The following is a 22052-nucleotide window of genomic DNA, read 5'->3' as shown; positions in this document are numbered from 1 at the left end:
CTTATACGCGGACCGTCTAGGCAACAACACAGACGTCGCAAACAGAAAACCGGGCACTTTGGCCCGGTTTTTTGTTGTCTATCGACGTTGACGATGGAACGTCGCGTCAGGAGACCTGTTCGACGTGCTGCACTTCCGGCACAAAGTGCCGGAGTAGGTTCTGGATGCCGTGCTTCAGCGTCGCGGTCGACGACGGGCAGCCGGCGCAGGCGCCCTTCATGTGCAGGAACACGGTGCCGTTCTCGAAGCCGCGGAAGGTGATGTCGCCGCCGTCCTGGGCCACCGCCGGGCGCACCCGCGTGTCGAGCAGCTCCTTGATGGTGACGACCAGCTCCTCGTCGGCCTTGTCGTAGAATTCGCCGGTCTGGCTGGTCTCGGCGGCGGGGCCGGCCTTGGCCATCACCGGCGCGCCGGACATGAAATGCTCCATGATGGCGCCGAGGATAGCCGGCTTCAGATGCTGCCAGTCGGGGCCGTCCTTGGTCACGGTGATGAAATCATAGCCGAAGAAGACGCCGGTGACGCCGGGGATTTCGAACAGCCGGCCGGCGAGCGGCGAAGCCGTCGCGGCGCTATCGGCATCGCGGAAATCGGCGGTGCCTTCATGCAGCACTTCCTTGCCGGGCAGGAATTTCAGCGTCGCCGGGTTTGGCGTCGACTCGGTCTGGATGAACATGGCCGTCTCCGTGCCCGTTTCGGGCAGCTAGTTTGGAATAATTCTAATTAGGCTTTATCCGCCCGACATTCAAGCGAAAGGCATCGCCGGCGGTAGCGGCAGGCGGAATGTTTTACCCCTGCCTTGCGCGAGGCGCGCTCAGGCGAGGCTGTCGATCTCCTCGTCCGACAGGTTCTGCGGCACCACCGTGACGGGAATCGGAAAGGCGGCGCCCTTGCCGGCGACCGCGCCGACCAGCGGCCCTGGGCCTTCCTTGCCGGCGCCTGCCGCCAGCACCAGAATGGCGATGTCCTGGTCTTCCTCGATCAGCTTGTGGATCTCTTCGGTAGGCTTGCCCTCGCGGACCACCAGTTCCGGCTCGATGCCGAGCTTCTGGCGCACCTTGTTGGCGTAGCTGTCCAGTGCGGCACGCGCCGTGGCGGTCGCCTCCTCGCGCATGATCTTCTCGACGCCCAGCCAGTGCTGGAAATCATCCGGCTCGATGACATAGAGCAGCACCAGCACGCCGCCCGTGCTTTGCGCCCGCTTCGAGGCGTAGGCGACGGCGCGCTCGCATTCGGGCGTATCGTCGATGATCGCCAGGAACTTGCGGCGATGACCGACTTCGCGGCTGAGGCGTTTGGAGACCATATTCACCCTGTTCGATGGTTTCGGCCGCAATCTGCCACCGCCACAGCCCGCCCGCAAGCGACCGGCGGCTGTGGCAATGCTGGTGCAGCTTAAAGCGCGATGCGTTCGACCAGCGACGCGCTTCAGGTTCCTGTTTTATGCATGTCGTTATCGCAAAACCGCTGCACACTTTTGCGCGACATGCATTAGCCTTGCAGCAGGCCGATAATGTCGCGCACGGTCTTCATGGTCGCTTCGGCCAATGTGCCGGCACGCTCGCCGCCATCGCGCAGCACCGCGTCGACATAGGCGCGGTCGCCGGAGATGCGGCGCATCTCGCCGGCGATCGGCGCCAGCTTTTCCACCGCAAGGTCGGCCAGCGCCGGCTTGAACACCGAAAACTGCTGGCCGCCATATTCCTTCAGCACCGCCTCTTTCGAGATTTCGGCGAGGCCGGCATAGATGCCGACGAGGTTTTCCGCTTCCGGCCGGCCGGCAAGCCCGTCCAGTTCGCCGGGCAAAGCCTCCGGGTCGGTCTTGGCCTTGCGGATTTTCTTCGAGATGGCGTCGGCATCGTCGGTCAGGTTGATGCGCGACAGGTCCGACGGATCGGATTTCGACATCTTCTTCGAACCGTCGCGCAGCGACATGATGCGCGCTGCCGGGCCGCCGATGACCGGCTCGGTCAGCGGGAAATAGCCGTTCACCGTCTCTTCGCCGACCTCCATTTCGACGCCGACGCCAAGCGCTGCGATGCGGTCCGAAAAGTCGTTGTTGAATTTCTGCGCGATGTCGCGGGTCAGCTCCAGATGCTGCTTCTGGTCGTCGCCGACCGGCACGTGGGTGGCGCGGTAGACGAGGATGTCGGCGGCCATCAGGGAGGGATAGGCGAGCAGGCCGAGCGAGGCGTTCTCGCGGTCCTTGCCGGCCTTGTCCTTGAACTGCGTCATGCGGTTCATCCAACCGATGCGCGCCACGCAGTTGAAGATCCAGGCAAGCTCGGCGTGCTGCATCACCCGCGACTGGTTGAAGACGATGTGTTTTTTCGGGTCGATGCCCGAGGCGAGAAACGCCGCGGTGATCGAACGCGTCTGGTCCTGAAGATCCTCATAGACGAGCTGTGCGGTCAGCGAATGCAGATCGACGACGCAATAGATACAGTCGGAGGTGTCCTGCAGGGCGACGAATTTCTTGATGGCGCCGAGATAATTGCCGAGATGCAGATTGCCGGTTGGCTGGACGCCGGAAAAAACGAGCGGTTTGAAGGGGGGCTGATCGGTCATGGTGTTTCCCTGGCTTGTGGAGGGCCGTTTCGCGCGCGGCGAAAGTCTTGCGACGGCGCGCTTATGGACGAGAGCGAGGAGACGATCAAGAGGGGCGTTGGCCAGGGCGCGCAGGCTTTGACGTCGGCCGAACAGAAGGCTGTTTGAGGGATGGCGCCGACCAGAAACAAAAACCCGCCTCGGTGGGCGGGTCGTTGGAGCCAATTAGCACCATACCAAAATTAATAGCATAGCTGCCGGCACAAAGCAAGAACAAAATTGGCGCTGATGAATTTTCCCCCTCACGGATCCGGAGATTGCTCCTTGACCGGCTGGGAGCCCTTGCGCCCGATATTGCGGCGGATCATGCCGAAATCGGCACCGCCGGTGGCGAAGGCGGTGACGAAGTAAAGCAGCGCCCCGCCGGCGACGAGCGCTAGCAGCGTTACCGCCTTGATCACCAGCGGCGAGCCGGAGGCGAGCCTTGCGGCGAACCAGTGTTCGGCAAAATAGAGCGCCGCGGCCATCACCGCCGCCGACAGCACCAGCCGCGGGATCCGTTTCATGAGCGGCACGTCGCGGCCCCAATGGCCGCGTCGGATCAGCACGGCGAGCAGCATCGCCGCATTGACCCAGCCGGCGACAGCGGAGGCAACGGCAATGCCGGGCGCGCCCATCGTCGGAAACAGCGTCAGTGCCGTCGTAATGTTAACCGCCACCGAGATGGCGGCGAAAATCATCGGCGTGCGCGTGTCCTCGCGAGCGAAATAGCCTGGGGTGAACGCCTTGATCAGCACGAAGGCCGGCAGGCCGAGCCCGAAGATCGCCAGGATTGCCGCGACCGTCGGCGTCGAATTGTTGGCGGCAAAGGCGCCGCGCTCATAGACCAGCCGCACGATCGGCTCGGACATGACCAGCAGCGCGGCCGCCGCAGGCAAGGTCATGAAAAGGGTAAACTCGACCGAGCGGTTCTGCAGATTGGCGGCCTCGACCAGATTGCCCGATTTCAGCGCCCGCGACAGTTCCGGCAACAGCACGATGGCGACAGCGACGCCGACGACGCCCAGCGGCAGCTGGTAGACGCGGTCGGCATAGGCCAGCGACGACACCGCACTGTCCTGCGCCGATGCGATCGCCGTGCCGATCAGCTGGTTGATCTGGGTGATGCCGCCGGTGATCGCCGCCGGCAGCGCCAGGATCAGCAGCCGCTTGACGTTCGGCGTCATCTTCGGCCGCCGGAAGCCGATCGAAATGCCGGCATGGCGCACCGCCGCCCAGACGATCGCCAGCTGCACCAGGCCGGCCGCCAGCACGCCCCAAGCCAGGCCGAAACCAACGGTGCGGGCGTCCGAACCCTTGTACCAGGCATAGGCAAGCACGGCGATAAGGATGACGTTGAGGAACACCGGCGCCACCGCAGCGGCGAAATAGCGGCGCAGCGAATTCAGCATGCCGGCCATCATGGCGCCGAGCGACATGCAGATCAGGTAGGGGAACATGACGGTCGCCAGCGCCACCGTCGTCTCGAATTTTCCCGGCGTGTCGGCAAAGCCCGGCGCCACCAGATAGCGCACGATCAGCGGCATCGCCAGTTCCATGGCGATGGTCAGCGCCAGAAGCGCCGTGAACAAGACGCCGAACACCTCTTCGGAAAAGCGCTTGGCGCCGTCGGTGCCGTGTGTCTCGATCTCCTTGGCGAACAGCGGCACGAAGGCGGCATTGAAGGCGCCTTCGGCGAACAGCCGGCGAAAGGTGTTGGGAAACTGGAAGGCGGCGTTGAAGGCGTCGGCGATCGGCCCGGTGCCGAGTGCGGCAGCCATCAGCATCTCGCGGCCGAAACCGAGGGCGCGGCTCATCAGCGTGCCGGAAGCGACCGTGGCGAATTTCTTGACAAGGCTCATGCGCTTGAAGACTGCCTGTGCGATTGGGGCAAATGGAAGGTAACCGTCACTCGGCGGCCGTTTTGGTCTTGCCGCGCTCGGACGCCGTGCCCTCGAGCACCGCGATCAGCCTGTTGCGGATGGTCGCCGTACGCGACGGGCTGTCGATCTTCTGGCCGGTGAGATCGGTGACGTAGAACGTGTCGATGACTTTTTCGCCGAATGTGGTGATGTGGGCCGAGGCGATGTCGAGCGACAGGTCCGACAACATGCCGGTGATCTCCGACAGAAGGCCCGGCCTGTCCAGCCCCTCGACCTCGATCACCGAGAAACGGTTCGACAGCGTGTTGCGGATCTCGGCGCGTGGCGGAATACGGAAAACCTTGGCGCCGCGCCGCGGCTTGGTGCGCTTCTCGATCATTTCGGGCAGCCAGCTCTTGCCCGACAGCACGTCCTCGATCAGCCGGCCGACGCGCTCGGCACGGCGGCGCTCGTCCTCGTCGCGGTCGAACTCCCTCGAGATCAGGATGGTGTCGAGCGCGCGGCCGTCCGAGGTGGTGAAGATCTGCGCGTCGACGATGTTGCCGCCGGCCGCGGCACAGGCGCCGGCAATCACCGAGAGCAGGCGCGGATGGTCCTGCGCCAGCACGGTGATCTCGGTCACCGCCTCGAACTGGTGGGTTTTGACCATGGTGGCGAGCTTCTTGCCGGCGTGATCGGCCTCGCGGATGAATTCGGCATGGCGGAGCTGGTCGGGAAGATCGACCGCCAGCAGATAGTTCTCGTAGTGCTGGCCGACATAACGCTTGCGGGCCTTTTCCGGCCAGTCGGCAAGCGCCTCGGCCAGTTGTTCGCGCGCCGCCGCCGTCCGTTTGGCGCGCGACACCTCCGAAAACCCGCCGGTCAACAAAAGCTCGGTCTCGTAGTAGAGCGTACGCAGCAACTGGCCCTTCCAACCGTTCCAGACCCCAGGCCCGACGCCGCGGATATCGCAGACGGTAAGCACAAGCAGCATCTTCAGCCGTTCGACCGACTGCACGATGGCGGCAAAATCTTCGATCGTCTTGCGGTCGTTGAGATCGCGGGTCTGCGCCGTCATCGACATGACGAGGTGGTTCTCGACCAGCCAGGCGACCGTTTCGGTGTCGGCCGGCGACAGCCCCATATGCGGGCAGATGCGCCGGGCGATCCTGGCGCCGGCTTGCGAATGGTCCTCCGGCCTGCCCTTGGCGATGTCGTGCAGCAGCACGGCGACATAGAGCGCCTCGCGGCTCTTCTTCAGCCCCGGCATCAGCGAGTGGGCGAGTGGATGGATCTTTTCCCCGTCGCCGCGCTCGATCTCGGCCAGCACGCCGATGCAGCGGATGAGGTGCTCGTCCACCGTGTAGTGGTGGTACATCGAGAACTGCATCATGGCGACGATCTTGCCGAAGTCCGGGATCAGCTTGGCAAGCAGTCCGGCCTCGTTCATGCGCCGCAGATTGAGCTCGGCGTTGCGGTCCGAGGTCAACACATCGAGGAACAGCCGGTTGGCCTCCTCGTCGCGCCTGAGCGCCTTGCCGACGAGGCCGAGAGAGCGGGTCAAAAGCTTCAGCGCATCGGGGTGGAATTCCAGGCCATGCTTATCGGCAAACCAGAACAGCCTGAGCAGGTTAACCGGATCGCGCTCGAACACCTCGTCGTCGGCAATGTTGATGCGGTGGTTGTCGACGATGAAATCGGCCGTGCCGGCGAGCTTGCGCTTGCGGCGCGAAAAGGTGAGGAAGATGCGGTTGAAGCCCGGCACATGCTTGGCCTGCTCTTCTTCCAGCGCGGCGCAGAAAATGCGGGTCAGGTCGCCGACATCCTTGGCGACGAGGAAGTAGTGCTTCATGAATCGCTCGACCGCCGACAGGCCGGGATGGGTGGTGTAGCCCAGCCGCTCGGCAATATCGCGCTGGATATCGAAATGCAGCCGCTCCTCGGCCTTGCCGGTGAGGAAATGCATGTGGCAGCGCACCGCCCATAGAAAATCCTCGGCCTTCTGGAATTCCCTGTATTCGGCGTCGGTGAAGACGCCCTTGTCGACCAGTTCCTCGCCGGTGCGCACGCGGTAGAAATATTTGGCGATCCAGAACAGCGTCTGCAGGTCGCGCAGGCCGCCCTTGCCGTCCTTGACGTTGGGTTCGACCAGGTAACGGCTCTCGCCGGCCTTGGCGTGGCGCTCGTCGCGTTCGGCGAGCTTGGCCTGGACATATTCGGGGCCGGTGGTGCGCACCACCTCGTGGTCGAAGCGCTGCAAAAGCTCGTCATAGAGCTTTTGCTCGCCCCACAGGAAGCGCGCCTCCAGGATCGAGGTGCGGATGGTGATGTCGGTGCGCGACAGCCTGAGGCACTCGTCGATGTTGCGGGTGGCGTGGCCGACCTTCAGCCCGAGGTCCCACAGCATATAGAGCATGTATTCGACGATCTGCTCGCCCCAGGGCGTCTGCTTGTAGGGCAGCAGGAACAGCAGATCGATGTCGGACCCGGGCGCCAGCGTGCCGCGGCCATAGCCGCCGACGGCCACGACCGCCATGCGCTCGGCCGAAGACGGGTTTTTGACGCGATAGACATGGGTGGCGGCGAAATCGTAGAGCGCGCGGATGATCTCATCCATCAGATGCGACAGCCGGGCGGCGCAGGCGGTGCCGCTGCCATCGTCCATCAGCATGCGTTCGGCGACCGTGCGGCCGTCGGCGAGCCGGCTTTTGAGAAGCTTGAGGACGCCGCTGCGCGCGGCCTTGCCGGAGCCGTCGCCTGCCGTGGCCGCGGTCAGTTCGGTCATCTCGCGGCGCAAGGCTTCGCCGTCGATCAGTTCCTCGAGCTTCAGGGATATTCTTGCCATAAATGCCGTTCGGCCTCGCCGTTTCGGCGGCGTCTATAGCGCGTTTTCGCGGCGCTGGGTATGGGGCGGGCGGACGCGTTCTCCACGGCCGCCGACAGGACGATCGTCTCGCGCCCGCGGCCGGTTCGGTTAGGGCCTGGCCACGAAAAATCGAAATCGGCCCTTGACCTTCCAGTTACTGGAAGCACTACCTCCGCCGCAACATCGAATACAGGGGCTTTCGGCATGACGCATTCCGATCACCATCATCACGCCCATGGCAGCTGCTGCTCGGCAAAAGGCGCACCCTCTGCTGCGGACGCCGTCGTCCGCGATCCGGTCTGCGGCATGACCGTCGATCCGGCTGCCGGCAAGCCGACGGCCGAGCATGACGGCCATCGCTATCATTTCTGCAGCGAGAGCTGCCGCGCGAAATTCGTCGCCGAGCCGGAAAAATACCTGACCGCTAGCGATCCCGTCTGCGGCATGAGCGTCGATCGCGCCACGGCCAAGCACTTTTTGCGGCACGAGGGCCGGGGCTTCTATTTCTGCTCCGCCGCTTGCCAGGCGAAGTTCGAAGCCGAGCCGGCAAAGTATCTCGGCGACAGGCCGGCGCCGCGGGCGATGCCGAAAGGCACGCAATACACCTGCCCGATGCATCCGGAAATCATCCGCGACAAGCCCGGCTCCTGCCCGATCTGCGGCATGGCGCTGGAACCGATGGGCGTGCCGACCGGCGACGAGGGGCCTAACCCGGAACTGGTCGACTTCACCAGGCGCTTTTGGGTGAGCGCGGTGCTGTCCGTGCCGTTGCTGGTCATCGCGATGACGCCGATGCTCGGCCTGACGTTTCAGGCCTTCATCGACGACCGCGCGAAGGTCTGGCTGGAGCTGGCGCTGGCCAGCCCGGTGGTGCTGTGGGCGGCATTCCCGTTCTTCCACCGCGGCTGGGATTCGATCCTCAACCGCAGCCCCAATATGTGGACGCTGATTTCGCTCGGCGTCGGTGCCGCCTATCTCTACAGCGTCGTCGCCACGCTGTTTCCGGGCCTCTTTCCGCACCAGTTCCGCGGCCATGACGGCACCGTGCCGGTCTATTTCGAGGCGGCGGCGGTGATCGTCGCGCTGGTGTTCCTTGGCCAGGTGCTGGAATTGCGCGCCCGCGAGAAAACCGGCTCGGCGATCCGTGCGCTGCTCGACCTGGCGCCGAAGACGGCGCGGCTGATCGGCGCGGACGGTTCCGAAAACGACGTGCCGCTCGAAACCGTCAAGGCCGGCGACCGCTTGCGCATCCGCCCAGGCGATGCCGTGCCGGTCGACGGCATTGTGCTCGAAGGGCGCTCTTCCATCGACGAATCGATGATCACAGGCGAGCCGCTGCCGGTCGAAAAGACCGAAGGCGACAACCTCACCGGCGGCACGCTCAACAAGAACGGCTCGCTGATCATGCGCGCCGACAAAGTCGGCGCCGAGACGACGCTGGCGCGCATCGTCGAGCTTGTCGCCAAGGCGCAGCGGTCGCGCGCGCCGATCCAGGGGTTGGCCGACCGCGTCTCGTTCTACTTCGTCCCGGCCGTCGTGCTGGTCGCGATCATAGCGTTCGTCGCCTGGGCGATCGTCGGACCGGAACCCAGCCCGGTCTTTGCCATCGTCTCGGCGGTCTCGGTGCTGATCATCGCCTGTCCGTGTGCGCTCGGCCTTGCCACGCCAATGTCGATCATGACCGCCACCGGGCGCGGCGCGCATGCCGGCGTGCTGATCAAGGAAGCGGCGGCGCTCGAGCGCTTTGCCTCGGTCGATACGCTGATCGTCGACAAGACGGGAACGCTGACCGAAGGCCGGCCGCGACTGACCGATGTCGTTGCCGTCGAAGGCATGGCGCAAGACGAGCTGCTGGCGCTCGCCGCCGGGCTGGAAAAGGGCTCGGAGCATCCGCTGGCCGAGGCGATCGTCGAAGGCGCCCGCGAACGCGGCGTGAATATTCCCGATGCCGGCGGTTTCGAGGCCGTCACTGGCAAAGGCGTTTCCGGCACGGTTTCGGGACAGAAGGTGGCGCTCGGAAATGCTGCGATGATGGCCGATCTCGGCATCGACAGCACATCGGTCCAGGCCAGCGCCGAGGCGCTGCAGGCCGACGGCAAGACCGCGATGTTCGTTGCTGTCGGCAACCGGCTCGCCGGCCTCGTCGCCGTTGCCGACCCGATCAAGGCGACCACCGCCGAGGCGATCAAGGCGCTGCATGACAGCGGGCTGAAGATCGTCATGGCGACCGGCGACAACGAGCGCACCGCCAAGGCCATCGCAGCCAAGCTCGGCATCGACGCGGTGCGTGCCGGACTTTTGCCCGAACAGAAGAACGCGCTGGTCGAGGAATTGCGCGCCGGCGGTGCCGGCGTTGCCATGGCCGGCGACGGGGTCAACGATGCGCCAGCACTGGCCGCTGCCGATGTCGGCATCGCTATGGGCACCGGCGCCGATGTTGCGGTCGAAAGTGCGGGAATTACGCTGGTCAAGGGCGATCTCAACGGCATCGTCAGGGCGAGGACGCTGGCCCGCGCGACGATCCGCAACATCCGCCAGAACCTGTTTTTTGCTTTCCTCTACAATGTGCTCGGCGTGCCGGTTGCTGCCGGCGTGCTTTATCCGCTCACCGGCACGCTGCTGTCGCCGATGATTGCGGCGGCGGCGATGAGCCTGTCTTCGGTTTCGGTGATCGCCAACGCATTGCGGCTCAGGACGTTGAAACTCTGAGTAAAACTTCCAGATAGACCCTGTTCAAAAAAGGAGACGACGAATGACCTTGGCCAAGAAGATCGTGCTGTTGATGATGGCGGCGGGAATGCTGCTTGCCGTTTTCCTCGAAAGCGTTCCGGCACAAGCCGAGGAGATGAAGCACGACATGGTCGCAATGGGCGCGCAGAGCCCCTCGACCGAGGGCTACAAGGCGGCGATGGACAAGATGCATACCGACATGATGGCAATCGAATATTCCGGTAATGCCGACGTCGATTTCGCCCGCGGCATGATCCCGCATCACCAGGCGGCGATCGACATGGCCAAGGTCGAGCTCGCCAACGGCAAGGATCCGGAAATCCGCAAGCTGGCGGAAGCAGTGATCGCCGCGCAGCAAGCCGAGATCAAGCAGATGCAGGACTGGCTCGCTGCCCATCCGGTGAAGTAGGCGTCACGCTGTCGGGGAATCCGGGCGAGAGGCTTCACCTGGATTTCTGCTTCGCCTGGATTTCCCTTGGCGGCTATGGTGCTATCCGGGCCTCGGACTGGAGCATGCCATGCCTTCGACGATAAGAACGACCACCCTGCCCTGCGGCGAAGCCGTGCCGGTGCTCGGCCAGGGCACCTGGAAGATGGGCGAGGACGGCCGCCGCCGTGGCGACGAGGCCAATGCCCTGAAGCTCGGGCTGGATCTCGGCATGACGCTGATCGACACCGCCGAAATGTATGCCGGCGGCGGTGCCGAGGAGGTGGTGGCGGAGGCCATCGCCGGTCGCCGCGACGAGGTTTTCCTGGTCTCCAAGGTGCTGCCGTCCAATGCCTCACGCGCCGGCGTGAAACGGGCGTGCGAGAACAGCCTGAGGCATCTCGCCACCGACCGCATCGATCTCTATCTCTTGCATTGGCCGGGCAGCGTTCCTTTGATGGAAACGGTAGAGGCGTTCGAAGCGTTGAAGGCGGCCGGCAAGATCCGCCATTGGGGCGTCAGCAATTTCGATACCGATGAGATGGAAGAGCTGGTTCGGTTGCCGGCCGGCGGCAACGTCCAGACCAACCAGGTGCTCTACAATCTGTCGCAGCACGGCGTCGAGTTCGACCTCGCCCCGTGGAGCCGGCAACGCGGCATGCCGCTGATGGCCTATTCGCCGGTCGATCAGGGGGTATTGGCGCGCAACGCCAGGTTAGATGCCATCGCCGCCCGCCACGGTGCGACGCCGGCGCAGATCGCTCTTGCCTGGGTGATGGCGCAGGACGGCGTGATTGCCATTCCGAAGGCCAGCCGCCCGGAGCATATCCGGCAGAATGTCGCGGCGTTGGACATCGAGCTCACGAGCGAAGATTTCGCCGAAATTGACCGCGCCTTCCCACCACCGAGGCGGAAGTCCGGCTTGGCGATGATTTGAGGGGTGGGGCGGAAGGCAAGCCAAAGCAGCGTTCCGTCACACCCCCCTCTGTCCTGCCGGACAGTCCGGCAGGACAGAGGGGGGGTGCCGTAGAGCGCTATCGGACGAGCACTACTTCTCAGCCATCCCCTTCAGCCGGTACAGCGCCTCCAGCGCTTCCCTTGGCGTCATCTCGTCGGGATTGATCTCCGCTAGCGCCAAACCCAGCCCATCACTCTTCGCCGGCTTCGACGCTTCCCGCTGCGCCGCCACGGAAAACAGCGGCAGGTCGTCGACCAGACGGTTGGCCTTGCCCGAGACCTCGCCGGCTTCGAGCTGGTGCAGCACTTCCTTGGCCCGGCCGACGACCGCTTCCGGCAGGCCGGCCAGCCGCGCTACCTGGACGCCGTAGGAACGGTCGGCCGCACCCTTGCCGACCTCGTGCAGGAAGACCACGTCGCCCTCCCATTCCTTGACCCGCATGGTGACGTTGGAGAGCCGCGGCAGTTTTCCGGCCAGCGCCGTCATCTCGTGGAAATGCGTGGCGAAGATCGCCCGGCAGCGGTTTTTCTCGTGCAGATATTCGACCGCCGCCCATGCGATCGACAGGCCGTCGAAAGTGGCGGTGCCGCGGCCGATCTCGTCGAGGATGACCAGTGCGCGTTCGCCTGCCTGGTTGAGGATCGCCGCCGTCTCGACCATCTCGACCATGAAGGTGGAGCGGCCGCGCGCCAGATCGTCGGAGGCGCCGACCCGCGAAAACAGCCGGTCGACGACGCCGATATGGGCTGATGCCGCAGGCACGAAGGAGCCGGTCTGGGCGAGGATGGCGATCAGCGCGTTTTGCCTGAGGAAGGTCGATTTGCCGCCCATATTGGGGCCGGTCAGCAGCCAGATCGCGCCGGCCTTGGCATCGCCTTGCGGCGACAGGTCGCAATCATTGGCGACGAACGGACCTTCGCCGGAACGCCGCAGCGCCTGTTCGACCACCGGGTGGCGTCCGCCCGCAATCTCGAAGGCAAGGCTCGCATCGACCAGCGGCCGGCACCAGGCCTCGCTCTCGGAAAGCAAGGCAAGTGCGGCCGAAACGTCGAGCACGGCGAGCGCTTCGGCGCCGGCGCGGATCCTGTCGGCCTGGCCGACGACTTCCGCCGTCAGCGCGTCGAAAGCGGCAAGCTCGATCGCCAGCGCCCGGTCGGCGGCATTTGCGATCTTCGATTCCAGCTCGGCGAGCTCGGTGGTGGTGAAGCGCATGGCGTTGGCCATGGTCTGGCGATGGATGAAGCGCGCCCTGGCGCCGTCGCTGCCGGTCATCAGCGCATGATGATTGGCGGTGACCTCGATATAGTAGCCGAGCACATTGTTGTGCCTGATCTTCAGCGAGCGGATGCCGGTCTCGTCGATCAGCGAACGCTCCAGCCCGGCGATCACCTTTCGCGACTCGTCGCGCAGTGCCCGCATCTCGTCGAGTTCGGCGTGGTAGCCGCCGCGGACGAAGCCGCCGTCGCGCCTGAGCAACGGCAGCTCGTCGCTGAGCGCCTGTGCCAGATGCGTCGCCAGATCACTGGGCAGTGCCTTGATAGCTCCCAACGCCGCGGTCAGTTCGGCCGGCAATGCGGTTTGGCCGAACAGTTCGGCGATGGCGCCGGCCGCTTCGAAACCGGCGCGCAGCGCGCCGAGGTCGCGCGGGCCGCCGCGGTTGAGCGCCAGCCTGGACAGCGCGCGCGGCATGTCGGCGACGCTCTTCAGGCTTGCCCGCACCGCCTGGCAGAGGCGCGTTTCGGAGCGGAATAACGACACCGAGTCCAGCCTTGCGGCGATTGCCGCCGGGTCCGTCAGCGGCGCCGTCAGCCGGTCGGCGAGCAGCCTTGCGCCGCCGCCGGTCACCGTGCGGTCGATCGCCTTGAACAGCGACCCGTCGCGGCTGCCGGACAGCGTGCGCAGCAGCTCCAGATTGGCGCGCGTCGCCGGGTCGATGAACAGCGTCGAACCCTGCTCCTCGCGCTGCGGCCGCGACAGCGGTGGCCGCTCGGCCTTCTGCGTCTTTTCGACATAGGCGATGACGCCCGAGATCGCCGACAGTTCGGCGCGCGAAAACGTGCCGAAACTATCCGGCGTTGCCACCTCGAAGAAGCGGGCGATGCGGCCGGCGGCCGAAGCCGAATCGAACAGCGACGGCGGCTGCGGGCTGGCGACGCGGCCGAGCACGTCGAAGACCGGTTTCAGCTCCGAGTCGTAAAACACCGGCTCGGCGACGATCAGCTCGCGCGGATCGACGCGGAAGACATCGGCGAGCAGCCGGTCGGCGGTGGTCTCGGCGACGCGGAAGACACCGGTCGAGATCTCGATCCAGGCCAAGGCGAAAGCGTGCTCTGCCCCGCCCTTGACTCGTCCCAGCGCCATCAGGAAACTCGATTCCGACGGCGCCAGCAGTCTGTCTTCGGTGATGGTGCCGGGTGTCACCAGCCGCACCACATCACGGCGCACCACCGATTTGCCGCCGCGCTTCTTGGCCTCGGCCGGATCCTCGATCTGCTCGCAGACGGCGACGCGGAACCCCTGACCGATCAGCTTCTGCAGATAATCGTCGGCGGCATGCACCGGCACGCCGCACATCGGGATGTCGAGCCCCTGGTGCTTGCCGCGCTTGGTCAGCACGATGCCGAGCGCCCGGCTTGCCTTTTCGGCGTCGTCGAAGAACAGCTCGTAGAAATCGCCCATGCGGTAGAACAGCAGCGAATCCGGGTTCGCCGCCTTGATCTCGATATACTGCTCCATCATCGGCGTCGCCGGCGCGAAGGCCGGCGTGGCGTTGTCGCTTCGAATGGGCGTCTCGTCGTTCAAGAAGCTGCTTCCAAAATTTTGCAAGCCATGCTTGGCGGTTTACAGCGGCGAAGTGTAGCCTTAATCCCGAACCTTCCACAAAAGAAAGCATGCGCACCCATCTCAAGCGGTGCCGTACGGGCGAGGAAACCGAAAGTACCATGGCCAAGAAAACCGAAAGCAACGGGCCCTCCGTCAGCGCCCAGGAGGCATTGGAATTCCATGCCATGGGCCGCCCCGGCAAGCTGGAGATCGTAGCCACAAAACCAATGGCGACGCAGCGCGATCTCAGCCTTGCCTATTCGCCGGGCGTCGCTGTGCCGGTTCTCGCCATCGCCGAGGACCCGAGCCGCGCCTTCGACTACACGGTTCGCGGCAACATGGTCGCCGTCATCTCCAACGGCACCGCCATCCTCGGCCTCGGCAATCTCGGCGCGCTGGCCTCGAAGCCGGTAATGGAAGGCAAGGCGGTGCTGTTCAAGCGCTTCGCCGATGTCGATTCCATCGACCTCGAGGTCGATACCGAGGATGCCGACGAATTCATCAACTGCGTGCGCTTTCTCGGCCCCTCCTTCGGCGGCATCAACCTCGAGGACATCAAGGCACCGGAGTGCTTCATCATCGAGCAGCGGCTGCGCGAGCTGATGGACATCCCGGTCTTCCATGACGACCAGCACGGCACCGCCATCATTTCGGCCGCCGGCCTGATCAATGCGCTGGAAATCACCGGCCGCGACATGAAGACCACGAAAATGGTCTGCAACGGCGCCGGCGCTGCCGGCATCGCCTGCATCGAACTGATGAAGGCGATGGGCTTTGCGCCAGAAAATATCATCCTGTGCGACACTAAGGGCGTCGTCTTCCAGGGTCGCACCGAAGGCATGAACCAGTGGAAGTCGGCGCACGCCGTGAAAACCGGCGCGCGCTCGCTGGCCGAGGCGCTGGACGGCGCCGACGTGTTCCTCGGCCTCTCGGCCAAGGGCACGCTGACCACCAGGATGGTGCAGTCGATGGCCAAAAACCCGATCATCTTCGCCATGGCCAATCCCGACCCCGAGATCACGCCGGAAGAAGTCGCCGAGATCCGCACCGACGCCATCATGGCGACGGGACGGTCCGACTATCCCAACCAGGTCAACAATGTGCTTGGCTTCCCCTACATCTTCCGCGGCGCGCTGGATGTGCGGGCGACCACCATCAACGACGACATGAAGATCGCCGCGGCCAAAGCGCTCGCCGAACTGGCGCGCCAGGACGTGCCCGACGACGTCGCCGCCGCCTACCAGGGCAACCGGCCGAAATTCGGCCCCAACTACATCATCCCGGTGCCGTTCGATCCGCGCCTGATATCGGCGATCCCGATCGCCGTCGCCAAGGCGGCGATGGACTCCGGCGTCGCGCGCAAGCCGATCCTCGATCTCGACCGTTACGCGCAGGAGCTTTCCGCCCGCCGCGACCCGATCGCCTCGACGCTGCAGCGCATCTACGACCGCGTCCGCCGCCAGCCCAAGCGCATCGTCTTTGCCGAGGGCGAGGAGGAGCAGGTGATGCGCGCCGCCGTCTCCTATGTGAACCAGCGGCTCGGCACCGCCATCCTGCTCGGACGCGACGACATCATCAAGGAAAACGCCAGGAACGCCGGCATCGACCTCGGCAAGCAAGGCATCGAGATCATCAATGCGCGGCTGTCGCGCCGCAACTCGATCTACACCGACTATCTCTACGAGCGCATGCAGCGCAAAGGCTTTCTGTTCCGCGACTGCCAGCGGTTGATCAATAACGACCGCAACCATTTCGCCGCCTGCATGGTGGCGCTGGGCGATGCCGACGGCATCGTCACCGGCGTTACCCGCAACTATTCGACGGCGCTCGACGACATCCGCCGCGTCATCGACGCAAGGCCCGGCCACTGCGTCATCGGCGTGTCGATCGTGCTGGCGCGGGGTCGCACCGTCCTCGTTGCCGATACCGCGGTGCACGACATGCCTGATGCCGTCGAGATCGCCGACATCGCCGAGGAGGCTGCCGGTTTTGCCCGCCGCATGGGCTACGAGCCGAGGCTCGCCATGCTCGCCTATTCAACCTTCGGCCATCCGCAGGGCGAGCGCTCCGAGCGCGTCCAGGAAGCGGTGCGCATCCTCGACAAGCGCCGCGTCGATTTCGAGTATGACGGCGAGATGGCCGCCGACGTGGCGCTCAACGCCCGCGCCATGGCGCAGTACCCGTTCATCAGGCTGACCGGCCCGGCCAACGTGCTGGTCATGCCGGCCTTCCACTCGGCCTCGATCTCGACCAAGATGCTGCAGGAGCTCGGCGGCTCGACCGTCATCGGCCCGCTGCTGGTCGGCCTGAACAAGCCGGTTCAGATCGTCTCGCTCAATGCCAAGGATTCGGACATCGTCAACATGGCAGCGATTGCGGCGTATAGCGCGGGGGCTTGAGGAGCGGGGGCAGCAGCAGCGCCTCTCCCTTCTCCCCCTGTGGGAGAAGGTGGCCGAGCGAAGCTCGGTCGGATGAGGGGTGTTCCAGCTTGGCACCGGCAGCACTCCATCCAGCACCCCTCAACCGTCTCGGCGCTGCGCGCCGATCCACCTTCTCCCACAGGGGGAGAAGGAAGAGATGCCGCTACAGAAGCCCCGCCTGCTCGGCCTCTCGGCGCAGATTCTGCCGTGGCCTTGGGCCGATCTGCTGGATGACCAGCCCGGCTGCCAGCGAGCCGAGATCGCCGCAATCCTTGAGGCTGCGGCCTTGCGTGTAGCCGTAGAGGAAGCCGGCGGCATAGAGGTCGCCGGCGCCGGTGGTGTCGACCAGCTCGCGGATCCTGGTCGCATTGATGGTCACGGTCTCGTCGCCGCGCACGATCACCGAGCCCTTTTCCGAGCGGGTAACGGCGGCGATCTTGCAATCCTTTCGGATCTGGGCCAGCGCCTCGTCGAAAGACGCGGTCTGGTAGAGCGACTTGATCTCGTGACTGTTGGCAAAGACGATATCGACGGTGCCGGAGCGCATCAGATCGAGGAATTCGTCGCGGTAGCGATCGACGCAGAACGAGTCCGACAATGTCATCGACACTTCGCGCCCGGCGGCGTGGGCGAGCTTAGCCGTCTGCCTGATCGCCTCCTTGGCGCGCGGCGGGTCCCACAGATAGCCCTCGAAATAGGTGACGGCGGCGCCCGACGCCTTGTCGGCCTCGACGTCCTCCGGGCCGAGCTCGACGCAGGCGCCGAGATAGGTGTTCATCGAGCGCTCGCCGTCCGGCGTGACGAAGATCATCGAGCGCGCTGTCGGCGGTTCGCCGTTAAGCGGCCTGGTGTCGAAGGCGACACCCTGGGCATGGATGTCATGCGCGTAGATTTCGCCGAGCGCGTCGTTGGAGACCTTGCCGAAGAAGGCGGCGCGACCGCCGAAGGAGGCCACGCCCGCCGCCGTGTTGCCGGCGCTGCCGCCCGAGGCTTCAATGGCCGGGCCCATGCGGCTGTAGAGCAGTTCGGCGCGCCTCGTGTCGATCAAATTCATTGCGCCCTTGATGATGCCGTTGGTCTCCAGGAACGCCTCGTCGCACTGGGCGATGATGTCGACGATGGCATTTCCGATACAAAGCACGTCATAGTCCGGCATCAATTCATGTCTCCGCCAAAAACCCACCGGCTTTCTGCCACGCCGGGCGCGGGCGGGTCTAGCGGTTTGATGCGGCTTTGCCTAGGCCGCGAGTTATAAATCCGGGCAGAACGCATGCTTCGTATCGCGCGGTTTGCGCTTGTCTCGCGACCTGTCTCCGCCTATCCCGAAATATCGCCCATGGGCCTCGTTTGACATGGAATTAGAAACGCCGTGATCCTCGACGCCGCCCGTGCCGCCTTGAGCCGGCTGTTCTCGCCCGAATTCCGTTCCGTGTTCCTGAAGACACTGGGGCTGACCTTGCTGGCGCTGGCGGCGCTGTGGTTCGGGATCAAGAGCCTGTTCGAATGGCTGGCCTGGCCGTGGATCGATGCATGGCTGCCCGCCCTACCCTCCTGGGCCGGATGGCTGGGCGCCGTCGTCGCCGGCATCGGCCTTGCGCTGGGCTTGGCGCTGCTCATCGCGCCGGTGACGGCGATCATCGCCGGCCTGTTCCTCGACGACGTCGCCGAAGTGGTCGAGCGCACCGATTATCCAAACGACCCGCCCGGCCGCGCCGTGCCGGCGTTGCGCTCGCTGGTGCTGGCGATCCGGTTTTTCGGCGTCGTCATCCTCGGCAACATCGTCGCCCTGCTGCTTCTGCTGGTGCCGGGCATCAACATCGCCGCCTTTTTCGTCGTCAACGGCTATCTGCTCGGGCGCGAGTTCTTCGAATTCGCCGCCATGCGCTTTCGCCCGGAGGCCGAGGCACGGGCGTTGCGCAGGAAATATGCGGGCACGGTGTTTCTCGCCGGGCTGCTCATTGCTGCTTTTCTTGCCGTGCCGCTGCTCAACCTTCTGACGCCGCTCTTCGCCGCCGCCATGATGGTGCACCTGCACAAGGCGATCTCTGCGCGGGAAGGGAGCTAGCGCAGCAGAAAGCCGCGCCCCAGTTCATCATCGTCCTCGACGATGAATTCGGCCCGCCCTGAATAATAGGCGCGGCCGCCGACGCGGGCGATGATGGCATCATGCGGCCCGGCCGTGGCCGTGCGTACGACCGCGCCGGAAAAGCGCGAGCCGGCAATGCTCTCGAACAGCCGCGTCCGGCCAATTTCGATCTGGCCCTTGGCGTGCATGGCCGCCAGCCGCGCGGTGACGCCGGAGCCGGTCGGCGAACGGTCGACCTCGGCTTCAGCGAAAACGCAGATGTTTTTGGTCGGCGTATCGGAGAACGCATCCTGTCCGTCGGTCAGGATTGTGCCGTAGAGAAAGGCGAGATCGGCATGGTCGGGATGCGACAGCGGCAATTCGGCCTTCAGCTTATCAGTCAGCGCGGTCGCTGCATCGACGAAATCGCGCACCCGGTTCCTGCCAAATTCCAGCCCGAACTGGCGGCAGTCGGCCAGTGCATAGAAGGCGCCGCCATAGGCGATGTCGAAGCCGACCGGACCATAGCCCGGCAGCTCGATCCGCTGGTCGCCGACGAACAGAAACGCCGGCACGCTTTCGAAGGACACCGCGCCGGCCTTGCCATCCCTTACCTCGACTGCAGTCGAAATCAGCCCGCATGGCGCCTCGATATTGACGGTCGACAGCGGCTCGCGTGGCGCCACCAGCCGCTCGTCGACGGCGTAGCGGCCGAGCGCGACGATGGCGTGGCCGCACATCGTCGAATAGCCCTCATTGTGCATGAACAGCACCGCGAGGTCGGCGCCCCGCAGGTCGGGCTCCACCAGCAGCGCGCCATACATGTCGTAATGGCCGCGCGGCTCGAACATCAGGATCTTTCTGAGATGATCGAGATGGTCGCGCACATACGCACGCTTTTCGAGGATCGTGCCCTTGGGAATATCGGGGTAGCCGCCGGTGACGATCCGCAGCGGCTCGCCGCCGGTGTGCATGTCCACGACCGTGAGCGTCATTTGCCGGACCCAACCTAGGCGGAAGGTTTGGCAAACAGCGCCTGCAGCTTGCCGAACGGCATGGCGGCGCGGGTGAAGCCGAAGGTGCCATCCTGCTGGATCTCGCGCGCCGCGGTCTCCAGCATCCCGAAGGCGAAATTGGTCAGCCATGGGCCGAGCGAGACGCGCTTTACCCCCGCCATGGCCAGGTCGGCGATGGTGAAGCCGGGCCCGGCCATGACGTTGACCGGCTTGGTCAGCGCCGAGCAGACGGTTCGCACCATCTCGATGTCGCCCAGCCCCGGTGCATAGAGCACGTCGGCGCCGGCCTTCTCGAAGGCCTGCAGCCGCTTGATCGTATCGTCGAGGTCGGGCTTGCCCCACAGGAAATTCTCGGCCCGCGCGGTGAAGACGAAATCGCGTTTCAGTGCCCGTGCCGCTTCCGCCGCCGCCGCGACGCGCTCGACGGCATGCGCAAAATCATAGATCGGCTTGTCGGGCTCGCCGGTATGGTCCTCGATCGAGCAGCCGGCGAGGCCAGCCGCCTCGGCGGCGAAGATGGTCTCGCCGGCACTTGTCGCGCTGTCGCCCTTGCCCTTTTCGAGGTCCGCCGAAACCGGCAGCCCGGTCGCCGCTGACACTTCACGGCAATGATGGATCATCGCCTCGAACGTCACCGCGCCGTCCGGCAGGCCGCGCGAAAAGGCAAAGCCGGCGCTGGTCGTGGCCAGCGCCTTGAAGCCGAATGAGGCCAAGAGCTTGGTCGTGCCGACGTCCCAGGAATTGGCCATGACGAAGATCGAGGCATGCAGGTCGCGAAAAATCTTGCCCTTGTCCATGGATGCTCCCCTCCAGTGCAGAATGTGAGGCAAATTCTAGCCCGGCGGAAGGCGCCGGGCAAACAAATGCGGTTGGCTCAGAAGCGTTTGGCGTTGTCATCTGCCAATCGATCCAGCGCGTCGGAATCCTTGACGTAGCGCGAAGCATTTTTGTCCCAATGATAGGTGACGGAGATGTCGCGCGAAGACGCCTCTGGCGGCGGCTGGCCGTCGCAGCTTTCTTCTCCCGGCAGCGTCGCGTCGGTCACCGTGACCTTGATGGCTGCATAGGGCTGGCCGTCGGCGATCACCTGGAACGCCGCATTCTGTGTCCTCCTATGAGTGCAGAGGTTTTCGTCGAACGTATAGATCATGTCGATCAGCTCGAACCTGTCGTTGCGGACCATGATCAGCGGCGTGATCCCATAGCCCTGGCTCGAATTGAAATGCATGCTCATGCTGATGATGGCGTCATCGCCGGGCCCGATCGACAGCTTGCCCGGATCGCGAAAGTAGGTGCTGCGGTCGACGGCGACATTGACCGCGTCGAGCAAGGCCGGCTTGCCGGTGATGTCGTAGAGTGCCAGCGCGGCATAGCCCTCGGCGCTGTCAGGCGAGTCGCCGAGGTCGAGCAGCATCGCCAGCCGGTCCTTGCCGCCGGCCTTGATGCCGAGCACGTCGCCGCTGGAAAGACCCGACGTCGCCGGCGGCGAGCCGTCGTAGTCCGGTCCAGCGACGTGGCGCATCTCGATCGGCATCGAACCTCGGAAAAAACCGTCCTTGTCCGCGGTCAGATCGGGAATGACCATCCTGGCGAGATCGAGATAGGTGACATCGCCGTGGCCGGGGACGGCGCTGCCGAGCTCCGGGAAACTGACGGCCTCCGCGCTGGCCGTCGTCCAAAGACAGGGCAGCAGCAGGCAGGCAAAGATGAAACGAAGCAGGGAGAAGGTCATGCGCGCGCGCTCGTTATCTCGGGCGCGCGCAAGCTAGAGCATTTTGCGACCAAGAGGAAACACCTGGCGTTGCCTCTATGTTGGCTTGGCTTGGCTCGCCAGGGTCTGCTGGAAAACCGGCACCAGCTGATCCATGGCGGCTGCGAGCCACGCGCCGAGTTCGTCGGGCAGAGTGTCGTGAATCCAGACCAGGCGGCTCCGGCCCTCGCCCTCGGCAAAGACCTGCATGGAGGTATTATCGTGGGTGACCTCGTCGCCGAGCCATCCCCACACGATCCGCCGGCTATGCTCGTCGCGGGCGATGAGCCGCTCTCGCACAATCTTGCCGTCGGCGAAAGTAAGGGCCCGTACCGCGCCCTCATCCACCCGGCAGTCGACGAAAACGCCTGGGGCTATCCGTTGGGCGCCGCCCGCGAAGTCGCCCACCGTCGCCCAAACGCTGTCCGGTGAAGCATCTACGATGATTTCCCTGATTATCGAAGCCATGTTTCGCCTTCCCTTCGTTAACAGGTAGACCTGTCTGTCTACATATGGATGTATACAGACCTGTCTGCTATACAGTCAAGA

16 protein-coding genes are annotated in these 22052 nt (G+C 64.8%); 5 read left to right on the top strand and 11 right to left on the bottom strand.

Annotated features, from left to right (window positions below; genetic code table 11):
• Positions 1–106: 106 nt before the first annotated feature.
• The 5 genes from NKI39_RS01050 to NKI39_RS01030 form a co-directional block, all read right to left on the bottom strand.
• Positions 107–676 (bottom strand): NifU family protein, encoded by a 570-nt coding sequence (locus tag NKI39_RS01050; protein WP_352813787.1) that lies wholly within the window; start codon positions 674–676, stop codon positions 107–109.
• A 138-nt stretch (positions 677–814) separates the two neighbouring features.
• Complete coding sequence (locus NKI39_RS01045; RefSeq protein WP_023676385.1) at positions 815–1306, bottom strand: universal stress protein; 492 nt, start codon at positions 1304–1306, stop codon at positions 815–817.
• Between the two features lie 185 nt (positions 1307–1491).
• The gene (trpS, locus tag NKI39_RS01040) at positions 1492–2568 is read right to left on the bottom strand and encodes a tryptophan--tRNA ligase (RefSeq protein WP_352613827.1); all 1077 of its coding nucleotides are present in this window, start codon (positions 2566–2568) and stop codon (positions 1492–1494) included.
• A 281-nt stretch (positions 2569–2849) separates the two neighbouring features.
• Entirely contained in the window at positions 2850–4448 is a 1599-nt protein-coding gene (gene murJ, locus NKI39_RS01035; RefSeq protein WP_352767183.1) for a murein biosynthesis integral membrane protein MurJ, read from the bottom strand.
• Positions 4449–4494: 46 nt separating this feature from the next.
• On the bottom strand, positions 4495–7293 hold the full coding sequence (locus tag NKI39_RS01030) for a [protein-PII] uridylyltransferase (protein WP_352540446.1): 2799 nt from the start codon (positions 7291–7293) through the stop codon (positions 4495–4497).
• A gap of 225 nt (positions 7294–7518) precedes the next feature.
• On the opposite strand from NKI39_RS01030, the gene NKI39_RS01025 reads away from it, so the two are divergent.
• The 3 genes from NKI39_RS01025 to NKI39_RS01015 all read left to right on the top strand — a co-directional run bounded on the left by NKI39_RS01025 (position 7519) and on the right by NKI39_RS01015 (position 11408).
• A complete protein-coding gene (locus NKI39_RS01025; RefSeq protein ID WP_352830350.1) occupies positions 7519–10023 on the top strand; it encodes a heavy metal translocating P-type ATPase in 2505 nt (834 codons plus the stop codon).
• Between the two features lie 43 nt (positions 10024–10066).
• Positions 10067–10453, top strand: coding sequence for a CopM family metallochaperone (copM, locus tag NKI39_RS01020; RefSeq protein ID WP_352767187.1), 387 nt, complete (start codon positions 10067–10069; stop codon positions 10451–10453).
• Positions 10454–10562: 109 nt separating this feature from the next.
• Positions 10563–11408 carry an aldo/keto reductase gene (locus tag NKI39_RS01015; protein WP_352830347.1) on the top strand — a complete coding sequence of 282 codons (846 nt, stop codon included), beginning with the start codon at positions 10563–10565 and terminating at the stop codon, positions 11406–11408.
• Between the two features lie 111 nt (positions 11409–11519).
• Here the strand turns inward: NKI39_RS01015 and mutS are convergent, their stop codons facing one another.
• Positions 11520–14168: a DNA mismatch repair protein MutS gene (gene mutS / locus NKI39_RS01010; RefSeq protein WP_352830599.1), complete on the bottom strand. Its 2649-nt coding sequence runs from the start codon at positions 14166–14168 to the stop codon at positions 11520–11522.
• Between the two features lie 203 nt (positions 14169–14371).
• Between mutS and NKI39_RS01005 the strand changes: the two genes are divergently transcribed.
• The gene (locus NKI39_RS01005) at positions 14372–16651 is read left to right on the top strand and encodes an NADP-dependent malic enzyme (protein ID WP_352767191.1); all 2280 of its coding nucleotides are present in this window, start codon (positions 14372–14374) and stop codon (positions 16649–16651) included.
• A gap of 184 nt (positions 16652–16835) precedes the next feature.
• Here NKI39_RS01005 and NKI39_RS01000 read toward each other — a convergent pair whose 3' ends face one another.
• Positions 16836–17828 (bottom strand): adenosine kinase, encoded by a 993-nt coding sequence (locus NKI39_RS01000; RefSeq protein ID WP_352458263.1) that lies wholly within the window; start codon positions 17826–17828, stop codon positions 16836–16838.
• A 213-nt stretch (positions 17829–18041) separates the two neighbouring features.
• Between NKI39_RS01000 and NKI39_RS00995 the strand changes: the two genes are divergently transcribed.
• Positions 18042–18737, top strand: coding sequence for a sulfate transporter family protein (locus NKI39_RS00995; protein ID WP_352767193.1), 696 nt, complete (start codon positions 18042–18044; stop codon positions 18735–18737).
• On the opposite strand, the gene NKI39_RS00990 is transcribed toward NKI39_RS00995, so the two are convergent.
• From NKI39_RS00990 to NKI39_RS00975, 4 genes are all read right to left on the bottom strand, one after another.
• A complete protein-coding gene (locus NKI39_RS00990; RefSeq protein ID WP_352830342.1) occupies positions 18734–19732 on the bottom strand; it encodes a proline racemase family protein in 999 nt (332 codons plus the stop codon). The two genes, NKI39_RS00995 and NKI39_RS00990, sit on opposite strands and share 4 nt — an antisense overlap.
• 14 nt (positions 19733–19746) lie before the next feature.
• Positions 19747–20550 carry an isocitrate lyase/PEP mutase family protein gene (locus NKI39_RS00985; RefSeq protein ID WP_352469965.1) on the bottom strand — a complete coding sequence of 268 codons (804 nt, stop codon included), beginning with the start codon at positions 20548–20550 and terminating at the stop codon, positions 19747–19749.
• A gap of 77 nt (positions 20551–20627) precedes the next feature.
• Positions 20628–21485, bottom strand: coding sequence for a hypothetical protein (locus tag NKI39_RS00980; RefSeq protein ID WP_352767198.1), 858 nt, complete (start codon positions 21483–21485; stop codon positions 20628–20630).
• Between the two features lie 75 nt (positions 21486–21560).
• Positions 21561–21971, bottom strand: a complete 411-nt coding sequence (locus NKI39_RS00975) for an SRPBCC family protein (RefSeq protein WP_352830338.1) — start codon at positions 21969–21971, stop codon at positions 21561–21563.
• Between the last annotated feature and the right edge of the window lie 81 nt (positions 21972–22052).

The sequence above is a fragment of the Mesorhizobium sp. M0664 genome (assembly GCF_040320565.1).
Taxonomy (GTDB): Bacteria; Pseudomonadota; Alphaproteobacteria; order Rhizobiales; family Rhizobiaceae; genus Mesorhizobium.
This window is presented reverse-complemented; position numbering and strand designations above follow the sequence as displayed.